Below are 20,294 nucleotides of genomic sequence, written 5' to 3'. Positions count from 1 at the left end.
ATCGACGCCGGCGCGCTGCCGGTCGAATCCCTCGCCACCGCCCTGCGCTGGGCGGGGGGCGAGCTGGCCCTGGCCGACCTCGACCTGCGCCTGCCCGGTCAGGCCCAGGCCCGCGGCCACGCCCGCTGGCAGGCCCCCGCCGCCACCGGCTTCGGCACGGTGAATGCCGAACTGCGCATCGCCAACCTCGACGCCCGCAAGCTCGACAAGCGGGCGGTGAGCACCCGCATCGCCGGCCGCATCGACGCCACCGCCGACGCCGACGCCCAGCGCCTCAGCGCCGACCTGCGCGACCCCCAGCTCGCCCTGCGCCTCGACGCCCGCCACGCCGCCGGCCACGTCACCATCGACAAGCTCCTCGCCACCGCCCGCGCCGCCCGGCTGGAGGCCAGCGGCAAGCTCGCGCTGGATACCGCCGGCGCCTTCGAGGCCAGCGGCCGGCTCGACCGCTTCAACCCCCGCGCCTTCGTGGCCACCGCCCCCCCGGCCGACCTCAACACCCGCTTCACCCTCCAGGGCCGGCGCGCGCCCCAGCTCGCCGGCCGGGTCGATCTCGACCTCGCCCCCAGCACCCTCGAAGGCAAGCCCCTGGCCGGGCGCGGCGTGCTGGCGGTGGAAGGCCACCACCTCACCCACGCCGACGTGGCCCTCACCCTCGCCGGCAACCGGCTCGCCGCCACAGGCCGCTACGGCCAGCCCGGCGACACCCTCCGCCTCGAGCTGGACGCCCCCGCCCTGGCCGCCCTGGGCCATGGCCTGGGCGGGCGGCTGCGGCTGGCCGGCGTGCTCCGGGGCAGCCTCGCCCACCCCGCGGGCGACTTCGACCTCGCCGCCGAACACCTCACCGTTGGCGGCATCCGCCTCGACGCTGCCAACGGCGAGGGGCGCATCGCCGAAGGCCGGAACGGCGCCATCGCGGTGGCCCTCTCGGTGGCCGGCCTGCGCACCCCCGCCAAAGATGGCGGCACCGGCGAGGCCCTGCTGCGCCGGGCCAGCTTCGTCTTCGACGGCACCCGCGCCGCCAACACCGCCCGGCTGGAGGCCTACGCCAACGGCACCGCCTCCCTCGTCGCCACCCTCTCCGGCGCCCTCTCCGACGGCCCCCGCTGGCAGGGCCGGCTCGACAGCCTGCAGCTGCGCGGCGACTACACCATGACCCTTGCCGCCCCGGCCGCGCTCCTGCTCTCCGCCGACACCGTGGCGCTTGGCCCGGCCGAGCTGCGCGGCGTTGCCGGCGGGCGCTTCCGCCTCGACGAAACCCGCTGGCAGGCCCGCCATCTGGTGGCCCGGGGTAGCGTGAGCGGCGTGCAGGTGGGGGTCGTCCTCGACCCCGCCACCCGCAAGGTCAAATCCAGCGGCACCTCGTTGCAGATCGGCGGCGAATGGAACGTGGACATCGCCGAACAGGTGAACGGCTTCGTGCGCCTGTTCCGCGAAAGCGGCGATCTGGAACTCCAGGGCGATTCGCCGGTGCAGCTCGGGCTGGACGACCTCCAGCTCACCGTGAGTGCCGCCGCCAACCGCATCGCCTTCGGCTTCTCGGCCCACGGCAGCCGGCTGGGCAGCGCATCGGGCGCCGGCACCGCGCTGGCCGAACGCACCGCCGACGGCGCCGTGCGCCTGGTGCCCGGTGCCCCCCTGCTGGGCTCCGCGCGGCTCGACATCCCCTCCATTGCCTGGGCCGGCCCCCTGGCCGACCAGAACCTCAAGACCGACGGCAGCCTGAAGGGCGAATTCACTCTCGCCGGCACCCCCGCCAACCCCGAGGCCGCCGGCCGCATCCGGGGCGACGCCCTCTCCTTCGTGATGGCCGACCAGGGCCTGCACCTCTCCGGCGGCACCCTGCAGGCCGACTTCAACCGCGACCGCCTCAACCTGCAGGAATTCGGCTTCGTCTCGCCCAACCGCGTCAAACCCCACGAAGGGCGCATCGACGTGGCCCGGCTCACCGCCACCCCGGGCACCCTCAAGGCCCGCGGGCAGGTGCAGCTCGCCACCGGCGAAGGCCGTTTCGACTTCCGCGCCGACCGCCTGCCGCTGCTTCAGCGGGTGGATCAATGGCTGGTGTTGAGCGGCGAAGGCGAACTCGTCACCGGCTGGAACGCCGCCCACCTCAAGGGCCGTCTGGCCGCCGACGCCGGCTTCGTCGAACTCTCCCGCACCCCGCCCCCCAGCCTGGGCGACGACGTGGTGGTGCTCGACCCCGCCCGGGGCGCCAGGCCCGCCGCCAGCCCCTTCGCCATGAGCGTCGATCTGGCCATCGGCCTGGGCGACGCCCTCTACGTGAAGGCCCTGGGCCTCGACACCCGCCTCGCCGGCGACCTGCGCCTCACCTCCGGCCCCGGCCGCCCCCTGGCCGCCACCGGCACCATCGTCACCGTGGGTGGGGTGTATGAAGGCTACGGCCAGAAGCTCAACATCGAGAAAGGCATCGTCACCTTCAACGGCCCGGTGGCCAACCCCGGCCTCAACGTGGTGGCGCTGCGCAAGGGCCTCACCGTGGAAGCCGGCGTGGGCATCACCGGCACCGCCCGCCGCCCCATCGTGCGGCTCGTCTCCGAACCCAACGTGCCCGACCCCGAAAAACTTGGCTGGATCGTGCTCGGTCGCCCGCCCGATCAAGGCTCCGGCGGCGAAATGGCCTTGCTCCTCCCCGCCGCCCAGGCTCTGCTGGGCGACTCCGGCGGCGGCCTGTCGGCCGGGCTCGCCCGCGCCCTGGGCTTCGACGAACTCTCCTTCGGCGCCAGCGTGGATAGCCGCACCCGGGTGCAGACCAGCAGCGTGGCCACCGGCAGCGTCACCGGCACCGCCTCCAGCGCCTCGTCCAGCAACATCGACAGCGTGCCCGGGCAGGTCATCACCATCGGCAAACGCCTCTCCACCCAGGCCATGCTCTCCTTCGAGCAGAGCATCTCGGGCACCTCCAGCATCGTCAAGCTCACCTACCAGCTCACCCGCCGCATCGCCATCATCGGCCGCGCCGGCAGCGAGAACGCGCTGGACGCCATGTTCACCCTCTCCTTCCGCTAAGGCGTAGCGCCAGCCCCCGCGGCGGGGCAGGGGGCGCCACCCGCCCGCCACGGCCCAACCGGCCCCGGCCACCCCGCCACCCGCCGCCGTCACATTCCCCTCGCCCCCCGCCGAATCGTCCTCGCACCCGTGCGAGGTGTCCTCGTCGACGGCCGAGGCGTCCTCGTGCCCATGCGAGGCGTCCTCGTCCACTGCAGAGGTGTCCTCGCGCCTGTGCGAACCGTCCTCGTGCCCGTGCGAATCGTCCTCGTCGACGGCCGAGGTGTCCTCGTGCGGGTGCGAGGCGTCCTCGTCCACTGCAGAGGCATCCTCGCGCCTGTGCGAATCGTCCTCGTGCCCGTGCGAATCGTCCTCATCCACCGCCAAAGCGCACTCGCACCCGGCCAAGCCTCGCTCACCCGGGGCGCAAGCCGCCTGCGCCAGCCCGCCATCGCCGCCCCCCAGCCCGGCCTCGCCCATGCGGCTACCGACGAAGGCTCAAGGGGCGGCTGGTGTGCGCGTGCAAGGCTGTGCCTCACGGTTCACTCGAACACCTTGCCATGTTTACTGGTGTGACGAACAGATATGTTTACGTGTTCACAAAATACTTGTGTAACATTGTCTCGCGCGGCCACGCACCAGATCATTCAACCGTTCAGGAGCCAGCATGTCCAAGACCAGAAACAACCGCATCTCCCCCCAAATCCTCAAGGCCGACGAAGAAGCCTTCTTCGGCCTGCGCTCCATCGAGGACTACAAGCCCGCCAACCCGGCCTACTCGCTCGAAGCCGTCACCGCCATCTACGAGCGCTACCGCCGGGCCATCGAAGCCGAGATCGTCGCCAACAACGCCGCCGCCGAAGCCCGCGACGAAGTCACCCTCGCCGGCAAGGAGCTTCACCTCACCATGATCGAAGTCAAAACCCAGGTGAAGGCCGTCTACGGCGAAGACTCCAACCAGATCGCCGCCATGGGCCTGAAAAAGAAGTCCGACCGCAAACTCCCCTCCCGGGAAAAACCGGCAAAGGACGCACAGGCGTAAGCGGCGCAGCGTAAGAACCCCCCGCCCGCGGTGGGCGGGGGCAGGGCGCTAAAACAAAGCCCGTCCATGCACATGGCTTGGCGGGCGGATGTGTGCAAAAATGACAGGTGAAGAAGAGGGGAGAGGCTCGACGTCGTTAGAGTTGGGGTGCAGAGGGCTGCTACTCGGTCGAAGCGGACGGTGGCTGATACAAGCTTCGTGGTCCGCTTCCGGCTAGAAGCGGTCTGTCACTTTCGCCGCAAAGCAGCCATCTGAATGGCTGCTTTGCTTTGAAATCTGCCGGATTGCCTATTCACGCAACTCCGCCAAGGCAGTCGATTAACGCCCCAGTCGCAAAGTTTCGCTCAAGGTTGATTGCCGAAGTTAACCAGCGACTGCTTTGCGGCGCCTCTGCTAGACAGCGAGCCCCTGCTTCGGGTCCAATAGCCAGATCTTGTTACTTTAGAGGTCCTCAAGCCTTCTTGGGAAGGGTTTGGGGCGACGCGGATTTCTCCACTAGGCAGCTTCCGCATACAGCAACGCATCAGACCTACCGAGGCAGCTAGAACCTCGACGCCCGTTAGGGTGCCGGGTTCTTCGTTCGCTCGGTGGGGCACGTGCCCGGCTGAGAGGCTGGACGGTCCATACCAAGAATGAAGAAGTCAGATTTTAGGTTCATTGACCTGTTTGCCGGTCTCGGAGGCTTCCATATAGCGCTGGAGCGACTGGGCGGGACATGCGTCTTTGCTGCGGAGTGGAAGGAGCATCTGCGGGACCTTTACGAGTTCAACCACGGCATTCGTCCAGCGGGCGACATCACCAAGGTGGGCCCGGATGAGGTGCCCGAGCACGATGTACTCACGGCAGGATTCCCATGCCAACCCTTCTCAAAGGCAGGCGAACAACTCGGCTTCGAGTGCACCAAGCAAGGTGGCTTGTTCTTTGACGTGGTCAGGATACTTGCTGCCCGAAGGCCGTCCCTGTTCATTCTCGAGAACGTACCAAATCTGCTCAAGCATGACGACGGGAAGACCTGGACGAAGATTCAGAAGATTCTTGGAGCGGAAGGACTCGGATATCACATTGACGCTCAAAAGTACTCGCCTCACAACTTCGGCGTACCGCAGATTCGCGAGCGCGTTTACATCGTCGGCTCATTGGAGCCACTGACCGCATTCCAGTGGCCGGAGCGCTCCGACAATGAGACCTCCATTGAAACAGTCCTCGACAAGAACCCTGTAGACGCGAAGAGGCTGTCCCCACAAGTACGGGAGTGCCTGGAAGTTTGGAGCGAGTTCTTGGGGGCTTGTCCTGAAGGACTCAATCTTCCGTCGTTTCCACTTTGGTCAATGGAGTGGGGCGCAACCTACCCGTATGTAACTGAGACGCCGTTTGCACGCAAGTTTCTTCACGGGGCTGACGGTTTGGCGGGGTTCTCCGGTAGCCATGGGATCAAACTCGGACACAAGCCAACACTGGAGGAGCGTTGGGCTGCGCTCCCAAGTCATGCTCGAACAGAGCAGTTTGTGTTCCCTAAGTGGAAGCAAGACTTCATTCGGAAAAACAGGGAGTTCTATGCGGAGAACCGCGACTGGATTGCCCCCTGGCGACCAAAAATTCTTAAGTTTCCTTCAAGCTTGCAGAAGTTGGAATGGAACATTCAAGGTGGTCATCAGAACCTATGGGACTATGTGATTCAGTTCCGTGCATCAGGGGTTCGAGTCAAGCGCCGGAATACCGCTCCGAGCCTCATCGCAATGACCGACACCCAAGTTCCCATCATTGCGTGGGAAGAGCGCTACATGACCCCGAGGGAGTGCGCCAGGCTTCAAAGCATGCAGTCGCTGAAACAACTACCCAGCAGCCCGGTACAGGCGTTTCAGGCACTTGGAAATGCGGTGAACACTGATGTGGTGGAAAGAGTTGCTTCTGCGCTTTTACAGTCAATCCCGAGTGTTAAAAAGGCTGCCCCACCGAACAGGCACTACGCATAGGCCGAATAAATAGAGAGGGAGTAGGCTGCATGGAGAGCGGCAAGATAGAGATTCGCCCCGAGGTCACGATGCTCGGGGTTCTTCGGCACCTGAACTACAAGCCGTGGTTTGCCATCGCGGAGTTCGTCGACAACTCGCTGCAGAGCTACCTTTCGCATAAGGAGGCGCTGCAGTCCATCGAAGGCACTGACTATTGTCTGAAGGTGGCGATTGAACTGAGCGTGGCCGGTAGCGGCGAAATCACGGTAACGGACAACGCCGCAGGCATCTCCGCTGCGGACTTTCCCCGTGCCTTCCGGGCTGCTCAAGTACCTGCCGACCGCTCTGGACTCTCCGAGTTCGGCATGGGCATGAAGAGCGCGGCATGCTGGTTTTGCGAGAACTGGTCGGTTCGGACTAAGGCCTTAGGAGAAGACGTCGAGCGCACGGTCGCATTCGACGTGCAGAAAATTGTTGACAACCGAATCGAAAGCCTAACCCCTGACAGCCGCTCCGAGAAGGCCGAGAGGCACTACACCGTCGTCAAGCTCCGGGGTCTTCACCACCCGCCAGCGAGCCGCACGATAACGAAGATTCGCGAGCACCTCGCAAGCATCTATCGCGTCTTCATCGCAGACGGGACGCTGGAACTGAAGTTCAACGGCGATGTTTTGAAGTACAAGGCGCCGACGGTCTTGTCCTCGGTGCCGTACACTGTTCCCGGTGCGCGCTCCCTGACCGAGAAGACGCCCGTCAACTGGATCAAGAACATTGACTTCGACTTCGGCGGTGGTCAACGGGTCACGGGCTTCGCCGCGCTGCGGGAAGTCGGCTCAACGACCTCGGCGGGCTTCTCGCTATTCCGGCGCGGTCGCCTGATTGAAGGCAGTTGTGATGAGACCTACAGGCCGACATACATCTTTAAGAAGGCGAATAGCTTCACCTACCAGCGCTTGTTTGGCGAGTTGCACATCGAAGGCTTTGCCGTCAGTCACACCAAGGACGGCTTCCGCTGGGAGGAGCACGAAGACATCTTCCTCAAGCACCTGAAAGAGGCTGTCGAGGCTGACCCGCTGGACCTGATTTCGCAGGCCGAGAACTACCGCGCACTCCCCACCCGCAAGAGCATCGCCGAGCGCGCTCAGGTTGCAACCAACGCCGTTGCCAAGCACTTCCAGAACGAGGTCGCGCCGCTCATCGAAGCGGCCAAGAGTTCGCCCAGCGAGCCCGCCGCCATACCGCAGCAGTTGCCACTGGACCACCTGCAGGCGTCCGAGAAGCAAGTAACCATCAACGATGGCGACTGGGAATGGGTCGTCACCATCCGCACTTCGGTGGACCCTGCTCGCGAGCAATGGCTGTCCATCAGCAACCACGAGCACGTCGACGGCGGCGACAACGTTCGAAACGTAGAAATCGAGCTGTCGTTAGCCCACCCGTTCTCGTCCGAGTACCTCGGAGCGAATAACGAGAACGTAGAGTTGCTGCTCAAGATGGCTACGGCGGTGTGCGTGTCGCTGCTGCTATCGCAGGACATGACGGGCGAGAGCCCCGACAGCGTCCTCCACCACCTCAATTACCTACTTAGAGGCGCGCTGACCAGCGCTCACGTGACCACCCATGACAACATCAGTGACCGTACTTGAGGGCGTGAGACCGAAGCTCCTTTGGTATCCAAAGGAGAAGGAGTTCACCACCGCATTCCTGACACTGAAGTCCCGAGACCCCAACGGGCCAACCTACCAAGAACTCACCGAGGGCGAAGATTCCGTCCTTCACATTGCGCAGCGAATTCTCGGTCGGTGCCATCCGCCTGCCAGCCCTCCTGGCAAGCGCACCGGCTTGGTGGTTGGCTATGTGCAGAGCGGCAAGACTATGTCGTTCGAGACGGTCATCGCCTTGGCACGGGACAATGGCTATGGGCTGGTCATCCTGCTCGCCGGTACGAAGAACATCCTTCTGGACCAGTCCGAGGACCGATTGATTAGGGACCTTGGCATCGACGACGGCGACGGTGGATGGTTTCACGAGAACAACCCGACCATAGCGAGGAAGGGCCATCTCGGTGACCGGTTGGCCTCGTGGCGAGACAACCCGACTCGCAAGCGAGCAGTCTTGATTACCGTCCTGAAACACAGCGGGCATCTGGCGAACCTTGCCGCCCTGCTCCAAAAGTTGCCGCTCGCCGGGGTTCCCGCTCTGGTCATTGACGACGAGAGCGACCAGGCCGGCCTGAATACGCGCGCTGCAGCTGTGCGCCGGTCACGGGCTGGGACGAACACCGCCAGCCAGACCTATTCATCCATCTTGCAGGTTCGCAACGCGCTGCCGCATCACTCGTACCTTCAGTACACGGCAACGCCGCAAGCCAATCTACTGCTGGCGCAAGCTGACCTGCTGAGCCCAGAGTTCTCTGAGCTTGTGACGCCGGGCGATGCGTACACGGGGGGCAAGGCGTTCTTCAAACAGAACGCTGACCTGGTGAAGGTCATCCCGACGGCTCAAGTGCCGTCGGCCACTGTTCGGCTGGCGGGCGCGCCAAAGACACTCCTTCAAGCCTTCAGGACGTTTCTCCTTGCTGCCGCTCATCATCAGTTGACGCGAACGGTAGGCAAGGACCGAAACCGGACGATGATGGTACATCCGGCTGTCTTGACCGCTTCGCACACGATGTACAAGAACTGGGTGGAGACGGCCCAGCGAACAACGTTTGCTGCGGTCAAACGCCTTCAAAAGACTGACCCGCCTGCCGCCGCCAAGCTGTTTGCCGACGAGTACGCGGCGTTGAAGGCGACGTTCCCAAGCATCCGCCCTCTTCCAGCCCTCATTGATGCGATGGTCGACGAGGTCTTCGATGATTTCCGCGTGGTCGAAATCAACGGAACCCAGCAGGCAGAGAAGAGAGTGAAATGGAAGGAGACTAAGTACTGGGTACTCGTGGGCGCGGCGAAGCTTGACCGCGGGTATACCGTCGAGGGTCTCTGCGTTACTTACATGCCCCGCCCGCTCGGCACCTCCGCTGCAGCAGACAACCTCCAGCAGCGCGCTCGCTTCTTCGGCTATAAGAAGGACTACCTCGGCCTTTGTCGTGTCTATGTGCAGAGCGATGTTGAAGACGCGTTCCGCGACTATGTCGAGCACGAAGAGTTCATCCGAGATGCGCTCAACTCCCACCGAGGGAAGCCTCTCTTGGAGTGGCGCAGAGACTTCATCCTGACTGACTTGCTGAGTCCCACGCGTCCCAACGTTGTAGGCTTGGATATCCGCCGTATACCGGTGGATGGATGGATGGTTCCTGGCGCACTTCACTGCGACCTTGACGCTGTCAGGGCGAACCGCAGAACATTCAAGACCGCCACTGACGGGTGGAAGCTGGCACATGGTCCGGTGATATCTGCATCGGACTTGCCCCAGTTCGTCAAGGCTGGCGTAACGTCACCCGTGCCTGTTATTAAAGGCGTGCCGCTGAAGGCGGTGCTGCAGGATCTTCTGCTCCAGGTGGAGGTGAAAGACCTTGTGGATGCAGAGGAACACAGCGCCATGCTGATTGCGTTGGCGTCGATGCTTGCGAAAGACCCTAGCCTCGTTGCCGATGTTTTCGTGATGCCGAAGACCTACCGGTCACGCGCGGCTGGACGGGGATTCCCGGAGGCCGACTTGCGGGCACCCATCAACCAGTACTTCAGCAATACAGCTGGGTCGGTGAACGACAAGAGCCACTTCTCACCCGAGCGCATCACACTTCACGTTAGGGAGCTTTCGGTGGGCTCCGCCAAGCGCGATAGCAGTCGAGCGGACATCACCGAAGTGCCGTGGTTCGCTTTGCACGTACCGAAGAGCCTAAGACGGCCGCTCATCATCGAGGAGCGCACGTAGTGCACATCCTCGCAGACTTCGCCCTGTTCGAGCCGGCGACGAGCCCCAATTCGTTCAACGCAATACAGTTGCCAGGCGCTCGGCAGGACTACTTGGGAAAGGACCAGCATGGCGCGCCCGTCTTCCTTGTCGCCGATGAAGGCGAGCCGGTGTATCGACCGGTAGTGCAGCATCGACACCTGAGTGCCGCTTTCTGCATGTTGTGCCGTCTCAACGTCGATGGGACTGAAGTTGTCGGAAAGTTCGCGCTCATCAGATTCGAGGGCAGCGCGCCGGAACTACACGAACTCTTCATCCGATGTGTCCGGGCAGCAATCGCCGACCTCCCCGTGTCAGCGGAGACGCAGGCCATAGAGGCACGCGTGACCCGACTGCTCGGGTTATTCCGTGCACTTGTTCGCCCCGCTGGGCGCGAGATATCTGGTGTATGGGCGGAGCTGTTCTGCATTGCAGCGAGCGGCAACGTGCCCATCGCGGTGGACCGCTGGCACACCGACAACACCGAGGCTTTCGACTTCTCGTGGGGGCAGGGACGACTTGAAGTCAAATCCACGATCGGAGCCTTCCGCATTCACGACTTTTCGCTGGACCAGTTGCAACCACCGAGGGGTGGTTCTGGCTATGTGGCCTCGTTGATGCTCAGGGCGGCCAACGGAGGTGACGGAGTCCTCGACTTGGCCAAGAAGGTCGAAGGTCAACTGAACGGAGACCTTCAGCTTCAAGCGAAGCTTTGGGCACAGTTGGTCCAGTCACTTGGAGCCGATTTTTCAGAAACATTGGACCGACGGTTCGACACCGAGTTGGCAGCTAAGCAACTGGTGCTGTATCGGATGGAAGACGTGCCCAGCGTGCGACCCCCTCTCGACGCTCGCGTGTCATCCGTCAGGTTTAGGACGGACCTTTCGTCAGTGCAGTCCTCACTCGGAGGGAACGGCATGGTTGCCTTGCGGAAACTGTTCTAAGGCCGATGCAACATCGAACCGAACTGGTAGCCGCAGGCCGGAAATGCTTGATTGGGTGCCGAATCTTGAGTTCGGGTGCCACGACAACCGGTCACCGTCCGCTTCGACGACTTGCCGGTGAGTTGCTCACCGGAATGACAACTTTGCTCAGTTTTCTGCCGCTGACGGCACATCAGGTCGAATGTCTGCAACGGGTCGATAGCGGTAGTTCCGCGGCCGAAGCTTGGGTTGCAGCTTTGGTCGAGAAGTCCCCCCCCCCCCAACATCCCGAACCACCGCCGCAATCAAAAGCCTGCCTTCGGAGCCCCGGCCCCTCGAAGGCCGCCCTTGACCCAAATCATTCCCACCGCTGCCGCTTTCGGGCCAGATGTTCGGTCTGACCCCTGCGGAGGCTGTGCTCATGTCCGAATCCCTTGCTCCTCGTCGCGTTGCGCTTTCTGTTGTCTTTGCCGCCCTTGCGCAGGGGTGGGCGGGGTATCGGCGGTGTCTGGTGCCGGCGGCGGGGTTTGCGGGGGTGTTCATGTTGATCGGCGTGGGCATCTTTGCGGTGTTGGGGCACTTTGGGCTGTCGGCGATGGCGCTGCCGTTTGCCGGGGGGTTTCTGCTGGTGGGGCCGGCGGTGCTGGCGGGCTTCTTTGCCTTGCGGCGGGCTGTCGCGGCGGGGCGCGGGGCGGGTTTTGCGGATGTGCTGGCGGGTTTCCGGCAGGCGCCGCGGGGTTTGTGGGGGCTGGCGGCGGCGTGCAGCCTGCTGCTGCTGATCTGGCTTACCGACGCGGCCACGGTGTATAGCTTCATGATCGGCGGGACATCGCCGGATGTGGGTCAGGTGGTGCGCTTTCATCTGTGGACGAGCCTGATGGGCGCGGTGCTGGCGTTCATCGTGTTCAACATCACCGCCTTCGCGGTGCCGCTGCTGTTCGATGGGCGTGCGTCGCTGGTGCAGGCGGTGACGGCCAGCGTGCGGGGGGTGTTCGCCAACCCGGGGCCGATGCTGGTGTGGGCGGTGCTGCTGGCGGGGGCGATCATCGCCACCATCCTGTTTCCGCCGCTGTTGCTGGTGTCCTTGCCCTGCCTCGCCTTTGCCAGCGATCTGCTTTATCTTCAGGTCTTTCCGCCGGCCGGGGGCTGAGCGGAGCCCCGGCCTGGAGAGACGACAATGAGCGAAAAGACGAACGAGCTTGCCATTCTGGCGGGCGGTTGCTTCTGGTGCATCGAGGCGGTGTTCCTCGATGTGGCGGGGGTGAGCGCGGCGCAGTCCGGCTATATCGGCGGGCAGCTGGATGCGCCCAGCTACGAGCGGGTGTGCGACGGCGATACCGGCCACGCCGAGGCGGTGCGCATCGAGTTCGACCCGGCGGTGATCGGCTATTCCGAACTGCTCGACATCTTCTTTGCGATCCACGACCCGACCACGCCCAACCGCCAGGGCAACGACGTGGGCACCCAGTATCGGTCGGCGATCTTCACCACCAGCCCGGCGCAGGACGCGGCGGCCCGGGCCAAGATCGCCCAGCTTGCCGCCGAGGGGGGCTTCGATGCGCCCATCGTCACCGAGGTGGAGCCCGCCGGCACTTTCTGGCCGGCAGAGCCCTATCACGACAACTACTTTGCCCGTAACGGCCGCCAGCCCTATTGCCAGTTTGTGGTGGCGCCCAAGGTGGCCAAGTTCCGCAAGGCGTTTGCGGCGCGGCGCAAGGGCGGCTGATCCAGCCGGGTGTGGTGTTTGCTGCGTGGGGCGGTGGCGTGCCCCTGCAGTGTGCCGCGGGTTGATAGAATCCGCCGTTCATCAAACAGGAGCGTTCCATGACTCAAGTTACTACGGCGAGCGGCCTCGTCATTGAAGATATCGAAGTGGGCACCGGTGCCGAAGCCGTTGCGGGCAAGAACGTCCAGGTGCATTACACCGGCTGGCTCACCGATGGCCGCAAGTTCGATTCCAGCAAGGATCGCAACGATCCCTTCGTGTTTCCCCTGGGCGGTCGTCGCGTGATCGCCGGTTGGGACGAGGGCGTGCAGGGCATGAAGGTGGGCGGCACCCGCAAGCTGACCATTCCGCCCAACCTGGGCTACGGTGCCCGCGGCGCCGGTGGGGTGATCCCGCCCAACGCCACGCTGGTGTTCGAGGTGGAACTGCTGGCCGTGCTGTAAGCAGGCCGCCACCCGCTGCACGCTAAACGGGCGCCATGGGCGCCCGTTGTCCATTCTGGCCCCCTGCGATGGCGTCGGGCCGTGGCGGGGGCTCAGGGGGCGGGCGGCAGGGGTTCGTTGCGCCAGGGGCAGCCGCTGGCGCCCATCATGCCCTTGAGAAATGAGCGTCGGGCGTTGCCGGCGGCGATGGCGGCGCGCACCCGGGCGCTCTCCCGTTCGGCGCCGCTCAGTTTGCGCACCCAGCTGCGGTAGGGCAGCAGGCCGTCGGCCGCGCCCTTGATGGCGCCGATGGCGGCGTCGCCGGCCAGGGTGCCGCCTTGGTCCACGAGGCCGCGGTCTGGTGCTTTGGGGGCATCCACATCCGGCGCGAGCACGGCGTCCAGCTCGCGCACGGCCAGCCCGAAGGCCGGGCAGTTGGCGGTGGCGGGGATGGCGTAAGGCGCTTTGACGGCCTCGATCAGCACCGGCGGGATGCTGGCGTGGAGGAGGTTGAGGTCGTGCAGGGGCGAGGTGGCCGCGCCGGCGATGCGGCCGGTGTCGGGGGGGGCGCAGGCGGCCAGGAGGAGCGCGCCGAGGGCGGCAAGCGGGCGTGCGTTCATGATTGGACGATAGCGCAGGCCGGCCGCGACAGGCTTGCGCTGGCGCAAAGCGGCGGCGCTGGCGCCTGCGTAAGCTGGGGGCGATGCCGATCAGGTTTCTGGCGGCCAGCCGACTGAAGAGGGGAGAACCGGAATGTCGATGCGCAGACGAGTGCGGGCGGCGGCGCTGGCGGGGATGCTGGTGTCCGGCGTGCCGCTGTCCATGGCCCAGAGCCCGGCGTGGCAGGCGCTGCAGCGGGATGCCGCGGCCAGCTATCAGCAGGGCGATTTCGAGGCGTCGCGCCGCAAGGCGCTGGAGGCGCTCGATCTGGCCGAGAAGGAGGGCGGCCGGGATAGCCCGCCGGTGTTTGCCAGCCTGCAGGTGCTGGGCCCGGCGCTGCTGTCTCTGGGGCGGCTGGACGAGGGGGAGGTGGTGCTCAGGCGCAGCGTTGGCCTGGTGGAGCGGGCGGTGGGGCCCGACTCGCCCTTGCTGGCCCAGCCGCTGGTGCATCTGGCCGGGGTGAAGATGCTGCGAGGGCAGGCCGCCGAGGCGGTGGCCCTGACCCAGCGGGCCCGGGCCTTGATCGAGCGGGACGGCGGGGCCGCGTCGCTGCAGATGGCCGAGGCCCTGGATGTGCAGTCCAACGCGCTGGCGCGGCTGGAGCGGCATGAGGAGGCCGAGCAGGGCTACCGGCAGGTGGTGAGCCTCGTCGAGACGCTGCGCGGCGCGGATAGCGGCGATCTGGCCTATGCGCTGGTCGGCCTGGGCCGGGAGCAGATCGCCCTGGGCCGCAACGCAGAGGCGGAGGCCACCATCGGGCGCGCGGTGACGATTGGCGAGCGGCAGCTGGGGGCCGGGCACCCGGTGGTGGGGCTGGCGCTTACCGCGCGGGCCAAGCTCCGGCTGGTGCAGCTGCGTTTTCGGGAGGCCGACCTCGACGCCCAGCGGGCGCTGGCGATCGACGAGAAGACCACCGGCGGCGGCAACGCGGGGAGCGTGGAGGTGCTGGGGCTGGCCTTGAGCGCGGCTTCGGGCAGCGGCGATCAGGCGAAGGCGGAGCAGCTCGCCCAGCGCCTGCTGTCGGCGAGCGAGAAGGCCGCGGGGCCGGAGTCGATGCTGGTGGCGAGCGCGCTCAACAACCTGGCCACGGTGTACCGGGCCCAGCGTCGTTACGACGAAGCCCACCGGCTTTACGAGCGCGCCCTGGGCATCGTGGCGGCCCGGGAGGGGAAGCGCAGTCCGGAATACGGGCGGATGCTCAACAACCGCGCCTTTTTGTACGGCGCCGAGAACCGCCACGGGGAGGCGGAGGTGCTGTTCCGGGAGGCGTTGGAGGTGTTCCGGCGCAACCCCCTTGCCACGCCGCCGACGATTGCCGCGGCCGAGACCAACCTGTGCGGCAACCTTGCCGAGCAATCCCGCCCGGCCGATGCGGAGGCGGTGTGCCGGAAGGCGCTGGCCCGCTGGGTGGAGGTGGCGGGCGAGGATAGCCTGCAGGTGGCTAACGTGCGCTTCCAGCTGGCCGGCCTGCGGGCCGCCCAGGGGGACGACGCCGGGGCGCTGGCCCTGAACCGGCAGGTGCAGGCCACGGCGGAGCGTTACGTGGCCGAGGCGCCGGATTTCATGGTGGCGGCGCTGACCCTGCTGGCCGAGCTGGAGCGCAAGGCGGGCCACACGGCCCAGGCCGAGGCGGCCGAGCGGCGGGCGGCGGAGATTCGCGCCGGCCGGCCCCGCTGAGGCTCTGAGGCACTGAGGCGCTGGGGCCTCAGCCTTCGGCGAGGACGGCCAGGATGTCCTGCCCGTAGGCGTCGAGCTTGCGGTCGCCCACGCCGGAGATGGTGGCCAGGGCCACGATGCTGTCGGGGCAGCGGCGGGCGATGTCGCGTAGGGTGGCGTCGTGGAAGATCACGTAGGCCGGCACGTTGCGCGCTTTGGCGGTGCTGGCCCGCCAGGCGCGCAGGCGGTTGAGGCGTTCGGCTTCCTCGCCGGTGGCCTCGGGCCAGTCGATGCGGCGGGCGGCGTCTTTCTTCTTTTTGGTCGGGCTGGGGTCGACCCGCAGGGTGAAGCCGGCTTCGCCCCGCAGGATGGGGCGGGCGGCTTCGGTGAGGGTGAGGGCGCCGTAGCGCTCGTGATCCACCGCCAGGGCGCCGTGGGCGACGAGCTGGCGGATGAGGGTGCGCCAGCCCTTGTCGTCGAGTTCGGTGCCGATGCCGAAGGTGCTCACCTGGTCGTGCTGCCACTTCTTGACGTTGTCGGTGGCCTTGCCGATCAGCACGTCCACCACGTGGGCGGCGCCGAAGCGGCTGCCGGTGCGGAACACGCAGGACAGCGCCTTGCGGGCCGATTCGCTGGCGTCGCGCACTTCGGGCGGGTTCAGGCAGGTGTCGCAGTTGCCGCAGGGTTCGGCCTCTTCGTCGAAGTAGCCGAGCAGGCGCTGGCGGCGGCAGCCGGTGGTCTCGCACAGGCCCAGCAGGGCGTCGAGCTTGGCGGTGGCGACGCGCTTCACCTCGTCGCCGGCCTCGCCCTGGTCGATGAAGCGGCGTTGCTGCACCAGATCGGCCACGCTGTAGGCCATCCAGGCTTCGGCGGGCTGGCCGTCGCGGCCGGCGCGGCCGGTTTCCTGGTAGTAGCCCTCGATGGAGCGGGGCAGGTCGAGGTGGGCCACGAAGCGCACGTCGGGCTTGTCGATGCCCATGCCGAAGGCGACGGTGGCGACCATCACGATGCCGTCCTCGCGCAGGAAGCGGTCCTGGTTGATGGCGCGCTCGTCGGCGCCCATGCCCGCGTGGTAGGGCAGGGCGGCGATGCCTTTTTCCTGGAGCCAGGCGGCGGTCTCGTCCACCTTCTTGCGGGAGCTGCAGTACACGATGCCGGCCTCGCCCAGGTGGCCGTCCTTGAGGAAGGCGAGCAGCTGGGCGCGGGGGTTGTCCTTGGGGACGATGGTGTAGCGGATGTTGGGCCGGTCGAAGCTGGAGACGAACTCGCGCGCATCGGTGAGGCGCAGGCGCTCGGCGATCTCGCGGCGGGTCTGGGCGTCGGCGGTGGCGGTGAGGGCGATGCGCGGCACCTGCGGGTAGCGCTCGGGCAGGATGGAGAGCTGCAGGTATTCGGGCCGGAAGTCGTGGCCCCACTGGGATACGCAGTGGGCTTCGTCGATGGCGAAGAGGGCGAGCTGGCCGGCCTCGTGGAGGTGGTCGAGCAGATCGAGGAAGCGCGGCGTGACGAGGCGCTCGGGCGCCACGTAGAGGAGATCCAGCGCGCCGGCGAGCATCGCCCGCTCGATCTCCATCGCCCGCTCGAAGCTGAGGCTGGAGTTGAGGAAATCCGCCGCCGCGCCCACCTCCTTGAGCGCGGAGACCTGATCCTGCATCAGCGCGATGAGGGGCGACACGACGATGGCCACCCCCGGCCGCAGCAGCGCCGGGATCTGGTAGCACAGGGATTTGCCGCCGCCGGTGGGCATCAGCACCAAGGCATCGCCACCGGCGCTTACGTGTTCGACGATGTCTTCCTGCGGCCCGCGGAACTGGGTGTAACCGAAGACGTGGAATAGGGTTTCGCGGGCGCGGCTCATAGGGCCGGGATTTTACCCCGGCCAGCCTCAGAACAGCCGGGCGAGATGGGCGGTCAGGCCGGCCTGGGTGACGAAAGTCAGCTCGTAGGTGCTGGAGAGGCCGGCGGCCTGCTCGTCGGTGAGGCCGGTGGCGCAGACGATGAACTGGCTGCGGTCGATGCCGAGGCGCTTGCGCAGGCGCAGGTATTTGTCGATGTCCTGGCGGAACTCGCCGGTCTTGCACTCGATGCACACCGGCGTGCTGCCGTCGATGAGGAAGAAGACGTCGAGTTCGTGGAGATCTTCGTTGGGGAAGATCACCGAGAGCTGGCGGGCGCACGAGAAGTGCTGCCGGCGTTCGCGGATCAGGCCCAGCACCTTCATGAAGGCGTACCACTCCAGCCACTCGCCCGCGAAGAAGCTGCGCACCGCGGGGGCCGACTGGATGGTGGCCCGGCCGATCTTCTCCTGCTTCTGGTAGAAATACTTGGCCAGGAAGGCGCAGTCGTAGAGCCGCTTGCAGAAGGCGTTCACGGCCTGGCCTTCCTTCTGGCTGAGCTTGCCGAGGTTGAGGCTGAAGTTGGGCACGTCCTTCTGCTGGCCCCAGCGGATCTTGTCCACCACCTCGCGGAGCTGGTCGTAGTTGTCGCCCAGCTCGATGGCGATCTCGTCGAAGAAGCCGGTGGTGTCCACCGCGTCGTGATTGGCGCGGATCTGGATCTGGCGGCGCTCGAACCACTGGAGGACGGCGGCGTGCTGGGCGGCGTTGGCGAGGTGGTCGGAGTTGTGGATGTCCACGTCCAGATCGGTGCCGCCGGCGGCCGCGGCGGGGCTTTCATTGAGCGTGGGGAAGGCGCTCGCCTGCTGGGCTTTGAGCGCGTTGAGTTCGTCGCGCTGGCCGAAGTATTGCTGGAGCACCTTGCGGACGAAGAGGACGGTGTCGTACACCGCCACCGGCTGGGTGCACTGCGGGCAGGCGATCTGCTGGCCGGTGAGTTCGCCGGGGACTTCGGCGACGTGGCCGCATTTGTTGCAACGGAGGATGGCCATTGGCGGGAGCGTGCTGTTGTTCGGGTTGGCCCGGGATTATGCCAACCCGCTCCGCGTCTGGCGATATGTCGAAAGAACTAGGCCTTGGTGCCGTGATGCTCGGCGACGTAGTGTCGGAGCACCGTCTTGAGCATGGCGGCGTGGGCGGTGTCGCCCTTTTCGCGGGCGTGGCGGATGTCGTCGACGATCATGCGGCGGATGCGTTTTTCGCCGCTGGGCGTGTGGCAGAGGTAACAACCCATCTCGACGGCGGCCATTTCGGGGATGTGTTCGTGCTCGGCGATGGCGAGGATTTCATCCTCGGACAGGTCGGAAAGCTCGATGCAGTCTTGCAGCGTCAACATGGGTTTCTCCTCTCGTCTTGTAAGCTTTTTTCTTACTTGACATTAGGCGCTTTTTTTGAAACTGAAACATTGACGTAACGCAATCGGACGCCATACGCTGCCGAATGGATAGAATCGGCTTTTTTTGGCTGGGGGATGACGATGCAGGGTTTGAGCGCTTTCGGTAACGGGATCTTCGCCGTGGATTCGGGCTACACGGGTACGGGTGTGGCGGCGATCCACCTGATCGAGGAGGGCGGCCGCGCCGCGCTGGTCGATACCGGCAACAATGCGGCGCTGGTGCACGTGGAGCAGGCGCTGGCGGAGACCGGCCTGTCGCCCGAGGCGGTGGACTACGTGATGCTCACCCACATCCACCTGGACCACGCCGGCGGCGCGGGCGCCTTCATGCAGGCGTTTCCCAACGCGAAGCTGGTGGTGCACCCCCGTGGCGCGCGGCACATGGCGGAGCCCTCGAAGCTGTTCGCCGGGGTGTCGGCGGTGTATGGCCCGGAGCGGGCGAAGGAACTCTACGGCGAGCTGATTCCGGTGCCGGTCGCGCGCATCGTGGAGGCCACCGACGGGCTGGAGCTGTCCCTGGCCGGGCGGACGATCCGGGTGTTCGACACGCCGGGGCACGCCCGCCATCACGTGTGCTACTTCGACACCCGCAGCCGCAGCTTCTTCACGGGCGACACCTTCGGGCTGTCCTACCGGCAGTTCGACGTGGACGGCCGGCCGAGCATCTTCCCCACCACCACGCCGGTGCAGTTCGAGCCCGATGCGATGCACGACTCGATCCGCCGCATGGAGGCCGAGCAGCCGGCGGCGATGTATCTCACCCACTACGCCCAGGTGACCGATGTGCCCCGGCTGGCCGCCGACCTGCACCGCCTGATCGACGCCCATGTGGCGATTGCCGAGCGCCATGCCGCGGCGGGCGAGGCACGCAAGCAGCGCATCGAGGAGGACATCTGGGCGCTGGTGGCCGACGAGGCGAAGCGCAGCGGCTGGCGGGTGTCGGCCGATGAGGCGCGCAGGATTCTGGCGCTGGACGTGGAACTCAACGCCCAGGGGCTGGACGTGTGGCTGGCCAACCGCTGACGGGCGGTGGCCGGGCCGGTCGGGTCACTCCGGCCGGCTGGCGATGTAAAAGCCGGCGGCGATCTGCGGCAGCCCCACCGCCGCCAGGATGAGCGGCGTGGCCGCCAGGGCCCAGGCGCTGGTGGCCAGCCCGAAGGCCAGGCCGCCCAGGGCGAAGTGCTTGCCCCGTCGGCTGATGCGCCCCTCCTCGATCCAGGCGCGCACGTGTTGGCCGACGCCGGGCGCGGCGTAGAGGCGCTGCTGGAGGCGCGGACAGCTCTTGCTCCAGGCCCAGGCCGCGACGATCCAGAAGATGGTGGTGGGGAGCAGCGGCAGCACCAGCCCAACGGCGCCGACCGCGAAGCTGACGCCACCGAGCACGAACAGGCCGTGGCGGCCGGCGCTCGAGAGCAGATCCCCGGCGGGGGCGGCGATGGAGGTGGCATCCTGGCAGCGGGGCATGGCGGCGATCCTGTCTTGTTGTTCTCGTTCCACGGTTCTCTCCGGGGGGCGATGGGCTCGGCAAGCGTTTGAGCGCCGACCGAGGCCGGTGGTTCGCGCCGGAGAGGGCCCTCCGAGGGGTTTTTCACACCGTCGCCGACGCGGGTCGATGCCCGGCTGGCGTGCCGGCGGCGGTGTCGAGGCAAGTATCGATCTTCGCGGTGAATCGCTCCAGTTGAATTGATCTCTGATAGAAATAGCGGCGTGCTATCGCCA

Annotated in this window: 16 protein-coding genes; 11 read left to right on the top strand and 5 right to left on the bottom strand. The window is 66.1% G+C overall.

What is annotated here, in order from left to right; all coding sequences use genetic code 11:
- The 9 genes from ACE3N6_RS11970 to ACE3N6_RS11930 form a co-directional block, all read left to right on the top strand.
- Positions 1–3,030 (top strand): translocation/assembly module TamB domain-containing protein (locus ACE3N6_RS11970; RefSeq protein WP_374245996.1); only part of this gene is annotated, 3,030 nt, incomplete at its 5' end.
- 646 nt (positions 3,031–3,676) lie between these two features.
- A complete protein-coding gene (locus ACE3N6_RS11965) occupies positions 3,677–4,051 on the top strand; it encodes a hypothetical protein (protein ID WP_374245995.1) in 375 nt (124 codons plus the stop codon).
- Between the two features lie 632 nt (positions 4,052–4,683).
- Positions 4,684–6,024 carry a DNA (cytosine-5-)-methyltransferase gene (dcm, locus tag ACE3N6_RS11960; protein ID WP_374245994.1) on the top strand — a complete coding sequence of 447 codons (1,341 nt, stop codon included), beginning with the start codon at positions 4,684–4,686 and terminating at the stop codon, positions 6,022–6,024.
- Between the two features lie 29 nt (positions 6,025–6,053).
- On the top strand, positions 6,054–7,649 hold the full coding sequence (locus ACE3N6_RS11955; protein WP_374245993.1) for an ATP-binding protein: 1,596 nt from the start codon (positions 6,054–6,056) through the stop codon (positions 7,647–7,649).
- Positions 7,624–9,879 carry a Z1 domain-containing protein gene (locus ACE3N6_RS11950; RefSeq protein WP_374245992.1) on the top strand — a complete coding sequence of 752 codons (2,256 nt, stop codon included), beginning with the start codon at positions 7,624–7,626 and terminating at the stop codon, positions 9,877–9,879. Before ACE3N6_RS11955 ends, ACE3N6_RS11950 begins: the two co-directional genes overlap by 26 nt.
- Positions 9,879–10,841, top strand: coding sequence for a PD-(D/E)XK motif protein (locus tag ACE3N6_RS11945; protein WP_374245991.1), 963 nt, complete (start codon positions 9,879–9,881; stop codon positions 10,839–10,841). Before ACE3N6_RS11950 ends, ACE3N6_RS11945 begins: the two co-directional genes overlap by 1 nt.
- 400 nt (positions 10,842–11,241) lie before the next feature.
- Complete coding sequence (locus tag ACE3N6_RS11940; RefSeq protein WP_374245990.1) at positions 11,242–11,970, top strand: DUF2189 domain-containing protein; 729 nt, start codon at positions 11,242–11,244, stop codon at positions 11,968–11,970.
- Between the two features lie 27 nt (positions 11,971–11,997).
- Entirely contained in the window at positions 11,998–12,546 is a 549-nt protein-coding gene (msrA, locus tag ACE3N6_RS11935; RefSeq protein ID WP_374245989.1) for a peptide-methionine (S)-S-oxide reductase MsrA, read from the top strand.
- Positions 12,547–12,644: 98 nt separating this feature from the next.
- On the top strand, positions 12,645–12,989 hold the full coding sequence (locus ACE3N6_RS11930; RefSeq protein WP_374245988.1) for an FKBP-type peptidyl-prolyl cis-trans isomerase: 345 nt from the start codon (positions 12,645–12,647) through the stop codon (positions 12,987–12,989).
- A gap of 92 nt (positions 12,990–13,081) precedes the next feature.
- Here the strand turns inward: ACE3N6_RS11930 and ACE3N6_RS11925 are convergent, their stop codons facing one another.
- Positions 13,082–13,588 (bottom strand): hypothetical protein, encoded by a 507-nt coding sequence (locus ACE3N6_RS11925; RefSeq protein ID WP_374245987.1) that lies wholly within the window; start codon positions 13,586–13,588, stop codon positions 13,082–13,084.
- A 139-nt stretch (positions 13,589–13,727) separates the two neighbouring features.
- Here ACE3N6_RS11925 and ACE3N6_RS11920 point away from each other — a divergent pair, with 139 nt between their 5' ends.
- Positions 13,728–15,305, top strand: a complete 1,578-nt coding sequence (locus ACE3N6_RS11920) for a tetratricopeptide repeat protein (RefSeq protein WP_374245986.1) — start codon at positions 13,728–13,730, stop codon at positions 15,303–15,305.
- Positions 15,306–15,333: 28 nt separating this feature from the next.
- On the opposite strand, the gene recQ is transcribed toward ACE3N6_RS11920, so the two are convergent.
- From recQ to ACE3N6_RS11905, 3 genes are all read right to left on the bottom strand, one after another.
- Positions 15,334–17,142 carry a DNA helicase RecQ gene (gene recQ, locus ACE3N6_RS11915; protein ID WP_374245985.1) on the bottom strand — a complete coding sequence of 603 codons (1,809 nt, stop codon included), beginning with the start codon at positions 17,140–17,142 and terminating at the stop codon, positions 15,334–15,336.
- Between the two features lie 27 nt (positions 17,143–17,169).
- A complete protein-coding gene (locus tag ACE3N6_RS11910) occupies positions 17,170–18,171 on the bottom strand; it encodes a hypothetical protein (protein WP_374245984.1) in 1,002 nt (333 codons plus the stop codon).
- 77 nt (positions 18,172–18,248) lie between these two features.
- Positions 18,249–18,515 carry a hypothetical protein gene (locus ACE3N6_RS11905; protein WP_374245983.1) on the bottom strand — a complete coding sequence of 89 codons (267 nt, stop codon included), beginning with the start codon at positions 18,513–18,515 and terminating at the stop codon, positions 18,249–18,251.
- Between the two features lie 141 nt (positions 18,516–18,656).
- Here ACE3N6_RS11905 and ACE3N6_RS11900 point away from each other — a divergent pair, with 141 nt between their 5' ends.
- Positions 18,657–19,598: an MBL fold metallo-hydrolase gene (locus ACE3N6_RS11900; protein WP_374245982.1), complete on the top strand. Its 942-nt coding sequence runs from the start codon at positions 18,657–18,659 to the stop codon at positions 19,596–19,598.
- Positions 19,599–19,622: 24 nt separating this feature from the next.
- Here ACE3N6_RS11900 and ACE3N6_RS11895 read toward each other — a convergent pair whose 3' ends face one another.
- Positions 19,623–20,072 (bottom strand): YbaN family protein, encoded by a 450-nt coding sequence (locus tag ACE3N6_RS11895; RefSeq protein ID WP_374245981.1) that lies wholly within the window; start codon positions 20,070–20,072, stop codon positions 19,623–19,625.
- Positions 20,073–20,294 lie beyond the last annotated feature (222 nt).

It is taken from the genome of Zoogloea sp. (assembly GCF_041904905.1).
Lineage (GTDB): Bacteria > Pseudomonadota > Gammaproteobacteria > Burkholderiales > Rhodocyclaceae > Zoogloea.
The sequence above is the reverse complement of the archived record's forward strand: the minus strand, read 5'-3'. Positions and strand labels throughout refer to the sequence as shown.

Excerpts from the sequence above, each read along its gene's own strand:
- ACE3N6_RS11965 (WP_374245995.1), top strand. The coding sequence starts at position 3,677 with ATGTCCAAGACCAGAAACAACCGCATCTCCCCCCAAATCCTCAAGGCC.
- dcm (WP_374245994.1), top strand. The coding sequence starts at position 4,684 with ATGAAGAAGTCAGATTTTAGGTTCATTGACCTGTTTGCCGGTCTCGGA.
- ACE3N6_RS11955 (WP_374245993.1), top strand. The coding sequence starts at position 6,054 with ATGGAGAGCGGCAAGATAGAGATTCGCCCCGAGGTCACGATGCTCGGG.
- ACE3N6_RS11950 (WP_374245992.1), top strand. The coding sequence starts at position 7,624 with ATGACAACATCAGTGACCGTACTTGAGGGCGTGAGACCGAAGCTCCTT.
- ACE3N6_RS11940 (WP_374245990.1), top strand. The coding sequence starts at position 11,242 with ATGTCCGAATCCCTTGCTCCTCGTCGCGTTGCGCTTTCTGTTGTCTTT.
- msrA (WP_374245989.1), top strand. The coding sequence starts at position 11,998 with ATGAGCGAAAAGACGAACGAGCTTGCCATTCTGGCGGGCGGTTGCTTC.
- ACE3N6_RS11930 (WP_374245988.1), top strand. The coding sequence starts at position 12,645 with ATGACTCAAGTTACTACGGCGAGCGGCCTCGTCATTGAAGATATCGAA.
- ACE3N6_RS11925 (WP_374245987.1), bottom strand. The coding sequence starts at position 13,588 with ATGAACGCACGCCCGCTTGCCGCCCTCGGCGCGCTCCTCCTGGCCGCC.
- ACE3N6_RS11920 (WP_374245986.1), top strand. The coding sequence starts at position 13,728 with ATGCGCAGACGAGTGCGGGCGGCGGCGCTGGCGGGGATGCTGGTGTCC.
- recQ (WP_374245985.1), bottom strand. The coding sequence starts at position 17,142 with ATGAGCCGCGCCCGCGAAACCCTATTCCACGTCTTCGGTTACACCCAG.
- ACE3N6_RS11910 (WP_374245984.1), bottom strand. The coding sequence starts at position 18,171 with ATGGCCATCCTCCGTTGCAACAAATGCGGCCACGTCGCCGAAGTCCCC.
- ACE3N6_RS11905 (WP_374245983.1), bottom strand. The coding sequence starts at position 18,515 with ATGTTGACGCTGCAAGACTGCATCGAGCTTTCCGACCTGTCCGAGGAT.
- ACE3N6_RS11900 (WP_374245982.1), top strand. The coding sequence starts at position 18,657 with ATGCAGGGTTTGAGCGCTTTCGGTAACGGGATCTTCGCCGTGGATTCG.